The organism is Spirosoma sp., from assembly GCF_048594605.1.
Lineage (GTDB): Bacteria > Bacteroidota > Bacteroidia > Cytophagales > Spirosomataceae > Spirosoma.
The window spans coordinates 1-6011 of the sequence record NZ_JBMDWV010000304.1 but is presented as its reverse complement, the minus strand read 5'-3'; the positions used below and the strand labels follow the sequence as shown (position 1 = coordinate 6011).

General features: G+C 47.0%; 5 protein-coding genes and 1 pseudogene. 4 read left to right on the top strand and 2 right to left on the bottom strand.

All coding sequences use genetic code 11. The features are described 5' to 3' along the window. From ppnK to ACOJS8_RS18480, 4 genes and pseudogenes are all read left to right on the top strand, one after another. Nucleotides 1-351, top strand: a pseudogene (ppnK, locus tag ACOJS8_RS18495) (NAD(+) kinase); the annotation flags it as partial. 170 nt (nucleotides 352-521) lie between these two features. Continuing rightward, nucleotides 522-1520, top strand: a complete 999-nt coding sequence (locus ACOJS8_RS18490) for a DUF6089 family protein (protein WP_420150030.1) — start codon at nucleotides 522-524, stop codon at nucleotides 1518-1520. Between the two features lie 70 nt (nucleotides 1521-1590). Next, nucleotides 1591-2262 carry a DUF6089 family protein gene (locus tag ACOJS8_RS18485; protein ID WP_420150029.1) on the top strand — a complete coding sequence of 224 codons (672 nt, stop codon included), beginning with the start codon at nucleotides 1591-1593 and terminating at the stop codon, nucleotides 2260-2262. 122 nt (nucleotides 2263-2384) lie between these two features. Next, nucleotides 2385-3677 (top strand): DUF2851 family protein, encoded by a 1293-nt coding sequence (locus ACOJS8_RS18480; protein ID WP_420150028.1) that lies wholly within the window; start codon nucleotides 2385-2387, stop codon nucleotides 3675-3677. Between the two features lie 75 nt (nucleotides 3678-3752). On the opposite strand, the gene ACOJS8_RS18475 is transcribed toward ACOJS8_RS18480, so the two are convergent. After that, nucleotides 3753-5078, bottom strand: a complete 1326-nt coding sequence (locus ACOJS8_RS18475; protein WP_420150027.1) for a Gfo/Idh/MocA family protein — start codon at nucleotides 5076-5078, stop codon at nucleotides 3753-3755. Nucleotides 5079-5161: 83 nt separating this feature from the next. Then, the gene (locus ACOJS8_RS18470; protein ID WP_420150026.1) at nucleotides 5162-5905 is read right to left on the bottom strand and encodes a 3-keto-disaccharide hydrolase; all 744 of its coding nucleotides are present in this window, start codon (nucleotides 5903-5905) and stop codon (nucleotides 5162-5164) included. Between the last annotated feature and the right edge of the window lie 106 nt (nucleotides 5906-6011).

Genomic DNA, 6011 nt, shown 5'->3' with positions numbered 1-6011 from the left:
GACGGTGTTATTATTTCGACCCCCTCCGGCTCAACAGGCTACTCACTGAGTTGCGGAGGGCCGGTGCTATTGCCGCAAACCAATAACTTCATCATTACCCCCATTAGTCCGCACAACCTTAATGTTCGGCCTATGATTGTGATGGATACCTGCCAATTGGCCTTTGAAGTGGAAAGCCGCAGCGGAAATTTTCTGGCTGCGCTCGATTCCCGTTCATTTACAGTCGATACGTCAGTCCGCATCAGCGTCCAAAAAGAAGCCTTCAAAGCGAGATTAGTTAAACTCAGTGATGACAATTTCCTGAATACACTACGTAGTAAGCTTAATTGGGGCTGGGACATTCGGAACTAACAAGCGGTCAATCAAGCTCATGCAGTTCTGGATTTAATTCATTTAGAACACTCATCTTATTCACTACGGGATAATTTTTCTGGTACTATGCCAATAAAAGCCATGTCCATGCCGTTTCGGAATTGGTTGGTTTATGGACTAACCATGGTTGATTCACGTATTTCATAAATATGAATAATTATAAGCAGTTGTTGATGGTGGGTGCTGGGGCAGTTTGTCTGCTGTTCAGCCAGATTACGGAAAGCTCGGCACAAGGTGGCTACAATGCACATTTTATTCCGTACTCATCAGTGACGTTTGGAGGGGGAACCTCTACCTACTTCGGGGATTTGGCCGGTTATCGTCAGCCGTTTAAATCGCTGTTCACGCTACCTCGCTGGAACGTAGGTCTGGGATATACCCGTCAGTTTACACCTCGTTTTGCTGCTCGGGCTATGTTTACCTGGGCGCGGATTACAGGCGACGATTATACGTATAATAGAAATGATGTTGAGGACAACTTGGTACAATACGCCCGGAATTTACATTTTCGTAACGATCTTAAAGAATTTGCTATAACAGGTATTTACAATTTTATAGCTGATGGGCGTAACCCTGAAAACAGAGCAAAGATCACGCCCTATCTATTTGGAGGCATCGCTTTGCTGGCTCATAGTCCCGAAGCGCTTACTCCCGATTCGGCTGGCGTAGCGCAACAATGGGTAAAACTTCAGCCCTTGCGTACAGAAGGTCAAGGTCAGCCAGGTCGCGATAAGCCTTACTCTCTCGTAACAGTATCTATCCCTGTCGGTATTGGTGCTCGATACAAACTCAACGAGAACTTTAACATTGGTGTCGAGATTGGCTATCGCTATGCTTTTTCTGACTATCTCGACGATGTGGGCGAAGGCTTATATGCTACCCGTGATACGCAGCAGGGCATTGCGGTTATTATGACAGACCGTCGGTTTGAACAGGTGGCTGCGCGACCAAGTAACCATCCTGAGCGCTACCAAGTGTTAAGAGATTTGTTTAATAACGGCACCCCAGAACAGAAAGGCACTATACAGGACGCATTAACTACGCAGGTACGTAGCACGAAAGGATTATTACAGGATGGTTATTTATTGACTAATTTTTCGATACAGTACATTATTCCGACCAAAATAAAGTGTCCCCCAATCAAGTAGATATTGCATAGTTCCAGACTAAAAGCGACTTCAGTTTATGTTTAAGCATTATCTACCAGTCATCTGACTTATGGCTGTACACCGCATCAATATGGCCCGACTGATTGTAGTCGGGCTTTTTATCAGTTTTGGCACACAGGCGCAAAAAATGGAAGTAGGCGCTGGGTTAGGCGGTATGCTTTATAAAGGCGATGTTTCTCCTGCGCTTAATCCACGCTTCTATCGTCCGGCCGGAAGTGTGTTTTTTCGATACAATGCCACACGCTCTTTTTCGATGCGGGCAGGGTTTGCCATTGGCTCTTTTCAAGCCGAAGACCGGGTCAGTAAAGACCCGCTACGTCAGGCGCGCGACTTCTCATTTCGCACCCGACTTAATGAGATAACAGCCGACATAGAATACAATTTTCGAAACTATAAGCCACAACCAAAAGCGCAAAACTGGTCGCCGTATGTATTTGGCGGAGTTGGAATATGCAATTTCAACAATGCGGTGATCAAGGCGCGGGGCATGGTCTCCTTTCCGCTAGGTGTAGGGATTAAATACGAAATAAAAAGACCCTGGAGTGTCGGTGTAGAATTTGGAACCCGCTTCACTAATAACGACTATCTGGATGGACTGGGCGATCGGACATTTGGCATCACAACCGGAAAGCTGGGGCAGGGAAATCCAGGGCTAAGTGATAGCTATACCTACACAGCAATAACGGTCAGTTACACATTCTACAAAATTATTTGTCCATAAAGAGGCTAGGAGATCGAATAAGTATAGTTTTTTTAGGATAGTGTTTATATTGGGGGCATTGTCACTTCTTCAGGAAGTCGATAGAAGATAATTTCCATCCACTGAAACCATCCAACGAATCTGTGCCCGAAATTTTCCTTTATTTTATTTGGCAGTATCAATACGTTCTGAGAACAAACCTGACAACTACTAATGGTGAAATAGTGCAGGTAATTCATCCCGGTTTTCGGAATTATAATGCTGGTCCGGATTTTATAAATGCCCGTTTATTAATTAACGACGTAGAGTGGGTAGGTACTGTTGAAATGCATACCCGAACTTCAGACTGGCTGGCGCATCGTCACCAGTACGATCGTGCTTATGATAATGTCATTCTACACGTAGTATGGCAGGATGACCGGGACAGCAGTAGACGCGAAGTAAATCGCTCGAATGGTACTCCTCTCCCTACGCTTGAGTTAATTTCTCTGGTCGACCCTCAGCTGCTGGAGCGTTACGCTACGTTGAACGATGCGCCGGATGCAATTCCCTGCGCTGGCCGATTCCGGGAAGTATCGCCCCTAAAAGTGACATCTATGCTCGATAAAGCGATGTTACAGCGACTGGAACGTAAGGCCGCCAATGTTCGCGAAATAGCTGCACAGACCAGTAATGATTGGGAGGAAACGGCTTATCGATTGCTGGCTGTCAACATGGGGTTCAAAATAAATGCTGAACCCATGGCCCAACTAAGTCGGGCAGTGCCGCTGAAGGCAATTTTAAAGCATCGCGACGTACTAACGCAGGTGGAATCTATGTTGTTTGGAACGGCTGGTTTGCTTGAGATTGAAGAAACCGACGACTACGTAACGACGCTTCAGCGCGAGTATCGATTTCTATCAGCAAAATATGATCTGGCTGACAAACAGGTTGCGGCTCATGTCTGGAAATGGGGCCGCCTGCGCCCGGCTAACTTTCCTACGTTACGGCTGGCTCAACTGGCTCGGCTACTCACCCGCCATGCCAGTCTGTTTTCCTTATTTGTTGGAACAAGTGATGTCGAGCAACTGCTGAAAGCCCTGCAACTGACACCAGGAACGTATTGGCAATCACACTACCGGTTTGGGAAGAGTACCGAAAAAGTTGTACCTGCGCTAGGACTTAATGCGGCTCAGAACATCGTCATCAATACGGTTGTACCGCTACTGGCCGCGTATGCGCACCATCGGGGGCAACCTGCCTATGTTGATCGGGCGATTCGGCTACTGGAACAACTCCCGGCTGAAAACAACAACCTGACCGAAAACTGGGATATGCTTGGATTAGGAATTCAGACAGCCTTCGACTCGCAGGCATCTATTGAATTATACAATGAATTCTGCTTCCCTAAAAAATGCCTGAACTGTCAGATTGGTGCAGCGTTGGTAAAAGGATAAAAGAAGAAGAGAACAGGAAGAAAAGCAAATAATATGCCTTTTCCCTGTTCTCTTCTCCTTTTTCTGTTTCTCTTCCTAGCTTACAATTACATCCTGCTTTGTTGAATCCCACGTAACACGTTTGCCCGTATGCAGGGCAGTTGTTGCCATGATATTCGCAACGGAATGGTTAAAGCCAGCACGGGCGGGAGCATTCGGCTCTTTGCGGCTACGGACGCATTCCATCCAGTTTTTCATATGCAACGAGGTCATTGGGTCGCCACCGGTATTAGCCGACGTCTCGACTTTCGCAGGTTCGCCGAGCGACATTTTAGGTAATAAATTGGCTTGCAGACCCATATCCTTCGCATATTTCGCTTCCAGACCACCTTCAGGCGAAATTGTGTTGGTATCAAGGTTAATCATGCCGCCATTTGAATAGTAATATTCTTTTACGCCACCCGCTTCGTTGTTCATCCGCGACGAGTAGAGCACCTGAAAACCTTTGGTTTTGTCGTTGTCCGGGCCATAGTCGAACACCGCCGTGAACGTATCAGCATTAGCGCGGCCATCTTTCCAGGAGTAAATACCGCCGTTGGCAACGACCGAACGGGGGTGATCCAGACCCGTAAACCAGTGAACAGTATCGATCTGGTGCGACATCCACTGCCCTGGAATACCCGACGAATACGGATAAAATAAACGGAATTCGAGGTATTTGCGTGGATCCCATTCCACTTTAGGGCGATTCATTAGGTAGCGGCTCCAGTCCGTATCTTCTTTCTTAATTTCCGAAACCAGTTTGGCCCGACGCCAACGACCAGGCTGATTTACGTTCCAGGTCATTTCTACCATCGTAATGTCCCCGAATTTGCCTGATTTTATGAACTCATGGGCCGAGTGATAGTTAGGAGCACTACGTCGCTGCGAGCCTACCTGAACGATTTTTTTTGTGCTTTCTACGGCTTTCAGCGCTTTGCGGGCATCGTCCAGCGCTTCGGCAAAGGGTTTTTCGACATACGCATCCCGACCCGATTCGACTGCCGCAACGCAATGCAGGGCGTGCTGAAAATCGGCCGTGCTGATAATAACCGCGTCTACGTCTTTGCGGTCAAAAAGCTCATCATTGTTGCGAGCCTTGAAAAACGAACTGTCGATCAGACCTTTTCCTTTTAAAAACTGTTCAGCTTCGTCACGACGCCGGTTCCAAAGATCCGATACGCCTACGAAAGCGAAATTCTGAGCTTTGGCATGCTCACCAAAAGCAGGCGCCAGCGATTGACGGAAGCGGTCGGAGAATCCGACAATGCCAACCCGAACCCGGTCGTTAGACCCCAGGATACGGGCGTAACTGCCAGCTGTAAAGCTCATGCCGAGGCCGGCAAGGGCAGATTTCTTTATAAACTCACGACGATTTTCCATGTAATATAAGGCGTTAAGAGAAATGTTTGACAGTAAACAAAGATACGTAGCGACAAAGTCTAATGCCTGATAGTCAGCTTAATTTATAGGGATTTGATTTTTATATTTCGATACGATACCTGATCGCCATGATCCTGAAGTAAAATATGTCCTTTGGGTGCTTCGCCAAAACGACCGTGCGCATTATAATCCGGCGCTTTGTATTTACTCTGTGCAACCAGCTCGCGAAATTTTTCACTGCCGCGCTCATAATCAAGCACTTGTTTGCCATTGAGCCAGTGCTCTACGTGTTTCCCCTTTGAGACCACGCGTCCAGTATTCCATTGGCCAATGGGATTCGCTTTTTTTCCACTGGCTGGAATCAAATCGTACAAGGAGCCAACTGTGCGGTTGCCGTTACGTCCCATTTTAGCATCCGGATGTTTGTCATCGTCCAGTATCTGGTATTCCAGGCCAAAAGCCGATCCTTTAGGTTTGGGGGAGTGTTCAACCACAAAATATTTGAGGCCGCTGTTGGCTCCCTCGGTAAGTCTGAAATCAAACGTCAGATCGAAGTCACTATATTCACCTTCGGTTACAATATCGCCGAAGCTCTGCGACTCTGAGCCATCGGATTTCTGAATCGTTAACAGGCCATTGTCAACAGTCCAGCCTTTCGCAGGAAACTTGTCTGAATAAGCGCCCCGCCATCCGTTGGTCGTTTTACCGTCAAATAATAGTTTCCAGCCTTCTTTCTTTTCCTGAGCAGTGAGCGTGTTGGGAGCTTGTGGAGTTTCGGCCGCCAGCAACGTAGTGAAGAGCAGCGCTGTGAAAATGAGGTGTTTCATTGTGTATGAGTGAGCAAGTCAATGAATGATTATTTTAATCATTCATTGACTTGCTCACAATTGAATCTTAAGAGTTTTAGTAACGTAATCCTTGTTGATCTGCGCG

Excerpts from the sequence above, each read along its gene's own strand:
- ACOJS8_RS18490 (WP_420150030.1), top strand. The coding sequence starts at position 522 with ATGAATAATTATAAGCAGTTGTTGATGGTGGGTGCTGGGGCAGTTTGT.
- ACOJS8_RS18475 (WP_420150027.1), bottom strand. The coding sequence starts at position 5,078 with ATGGAAAATCGTCGTGAGTTTATAAAGAAATCTGCCCTTGCCGGCCTC.
- ACOJS8_RS18485 (WP_420150029.1), top strand. The coding sequence starts at position 1,591 with ATGGCTGTACACCGCATCAATATGGCCCGACTGATTGTAGTCGGGCTT.
- ACOJS8_RS18470 (WP_420150026.1), bottom strand. The coding sequence starts at position 5,905 with ATGAAACACCTCATTTTCACAGCGCTGCTCTTCACTACGTTGCTGGCG.